This window comes from Dolichospermum lemmermannii CS-548 (assembly GCF_028330815.1).
Lineage (GTDB): Bacteria > Cyanobacteriota > Cyanobacteriia > Cyanobacteriales > Nostocaceae > Dolichospermum > Dolichospermum lemmermannii.
Map to the genome: position 1 here is coordinate 1 of NZ_JAQMTJ010000142.1, position 2,606 is coordinate 2,606.

At 34.5% G+C, this 2,606-nt stretch carries 3 protein-coding genes; 1 reads left to right on the forward strand and 2 read right to left on the reverse strand.

Annotation, left to right across the window (positions count from 1 at the left end; genetic code table 11):
• Positions 1 to 150: 150 nt before the first annotated feature.
• Positions 151 to 798, forward strand: coding sequence for a transposase (locus PN450_RS09195; protein WP_271836087.1), 648 nt, complete (start codon positions 151 to 153; stop codon positions 796 to 798).
• Here the strand turns inward: PN450_RS09195 and PN450_RS09200 are convergent.
• Together PN450_RS09200 and PN450_RS09205 are read right to left on the reverse strand one after the other, a co-directional pair.
• A complete protein-coding gene (locus tag PN450_RS09200; RefSeq protein WP_148762310.1) occupies positions 795 to 1,730 on the reverse strand; it encodes an alpha/beta fold hydrolase in 936 nt (311 codons plus the stop codon). The genes PN450_RS09195 and PN450_RS09200 overlap by 4 nt on opposite strands.
• Before the next feature lie 16 nt (positions 1,731 to 1,746).
• On the reverse strand, positions 1,747 to 2,250 hold the full coding sequence (locus PN450_RS09205; protein ID WP_271836088.1) for a DUF4112 domain-containing protein: 504 nt from the start codon (positions 2,248 to 2,250) through the stop codon (positions 1,747 to 1,749).
• Positions 2,251 to 2,606 lie beyond the last annotated feature (356 nt).

Below are 2,606 nucleotides of genomic sequence, written 5' to 3' on the forward strand. Positions count from 1 at the left end.
CACGAGAAAAATATGGAACAAACAGATAAACTATATTGGCGAATGCTTCACCCTTCCCACGAGAAAAATATGGAACAAACAGATAAACTATATTGGCGAATGCTTCACCCTTTCCCATAGAAATGACAAAGAAATCCATCTATTAAATTTATGCCCTACAATTCCAATATTCACCACCGCCGTTCCATCCGATTAAAAGTATACGACTATACTCAACAGGGAGCATATTTTGTCACCATTTGCACCCATCAACGTAATTGTTTATTTGGTGAAATTGTAGATGGTGAAATAAAATTAAATACAAATGGCGAGATAGCAAGGGATTCTTGGTTATCTATTCCTCGACATTTTAAAAATGTCGAGTTAGATGAATTTGTGATCATGCCCAATCATTTACATGGGATTATTATCATTGAGAGTTCTGAGGTGGCGGGCGAAGCATTGGCAAATCAAGATTTTTCACAACAACAAAATTTATCAAGCCAATGCTTCGCCCCTACAGTCTATACGGGTGAAACAGTTAAAATTAATGGGACAAAACCACAATCTTTGGCGGCAATAACTCAAAATTATAAATCAGTTTCTACACGCCAAATTAATCGGATGAATAAAGCTAAAGGAAATGTAATTTGGCAGCGTAATTATTATGAACATATTATCCGCAATGAAGAAGCATTAAATAATATTCGTGAATACATTGTCAACAATCCGATAAATTGGGTAAAAGATCAGGAAAATCCTGCTAATTTTCAGACAATGCAATTATTATCTAATAAAAATCCAATCAGATTTATTTAAAAGAAATTGGTATCTTTTAAAAACTCCAAAATTGCGGCATTCACAACAGTAGAAGAACCAGTTGAGGCATCATGATAGCAATTTTGCAAAATTTGTAACCGAGAATTGGGAAGATGTTGATGTAATTTTTCCCCATGACTAGCAGGAAACCAACTATCTTGATCTCCCCATAATACCAAAGTTGGACATTCAATATTTTTGAGATTTTTTTGAATATTACTCAACATACTTGGCTGATTTGTTCGCAAACTCTCAATTTCTTGAGCAGCAATTTGTAGATCTTCCGCAACTTTTACCAAAGTTCCCGGAATTTCAATAAATGGGTAAGTAATCCAGTAAATATCTTCCTCTGTTAACAGGGAAGGATCATACAATACCTTCCGTCTTTCTGTTCCCATAACTTTTCTAACTAAAGGTGCAAACCAATATGCGAGACGTAAATTATCAACTGCATGGATAATCTCTATTGGTGTTTGTGCCAGTAAACCCATAGACCAATGAGGTAAGCTTTCTGTAAAAATAGGGGCATTAATTACTACTAAACGTCCGATTAAATCAGGATTTTTACCAGCTAATCCTAAAGAAATTAATGCTCCTATAGATTCTGCTACTATTATGGGTGGTTCATCACATAAAGCTTGAATAATGCGTTTTAATTCAATAATTTGATGTCCATTTTCTTCTCGACGAGATACGGGCTTTTCGGAAAAACCAAAACCTTTAAAATCACAGCAAATTACCCGAAAATGTTGAGATAATGGTTCAATACTATGTCGCCAATTATAACTCCAACTGCCTAAACCATGTAATAGAATTAGCGGTTTACCTCGACCTTTTTCACCATAAGCTATTTGAATTGGATAACCTTGAGCATCAGGAATAACGAGATATTGCCGTCCTTGAGGAAAATTATCTTGCCACCAATCTTTCATAATTTTATAGGATAATTTAATTACCAGTGAAGACTTGCCATAATATTCTTAGTAATATCACGGGGATGGATATTAAGACAATAGCCAGTAGAAATAAACCCACAGTAAAAATGAGGATAAATGATTTATCTGCTTTTTGATTTTGCTGAGGAGATTTTAAAGATTCTTCCAATAAAATAATATTGTAATTATTAGCTTTCCACGCAAAATCAAACAAGTCTCCTAACATGGGAATAGCCCCAAATAAGGAATCAACAATTACATTCATTACCATCCTGCCTAATGTGGCTGTAGGTACGCCTAATTGTGCAGCTTCAATGATAATATAAAACGAAAGTATGAGTCCTAAAGCATCACCTCCTATGGGAAGTAATCCAATAATAGGATCTAAACCAATTCCTACTTGTGTTCCGGGAACGGTAATTATATTATCTAATACCTTACTAAATTGACGTAGACGCTTTAATCTAGGTGCATAAGCATCAGGTGTAATTGAAAACTGTTCGGAAGAATTAGGCATTATTAATAATTCTCGATGACTTGATGATCAACTTTTCTATTATCTCATTTATCTAACTAAAATTTTTTCATATTTGCTTGATAAAATTGTAGCTAGATTAACTATTCTTTGATAATTGTCGAATCGGTTTATATTATCAGCATTTTTGCTTAACTAATGTTTATAAAAATGTCTAATTAAGTACCATAATACAGCTATATTAACTATGAAAACTAAGAGGGTGTTTGAAAAGTTTTGAATGTATAGACTGACCCCTCTCCAAACCTCTCCCCTGCAAGGGGAGAGGCTTTAAAACCCCCATTCCCTTGCAGGGAAGGGGGGTAGGGGGGTTAGGTTTTTGGAGATTACTGGTTTGA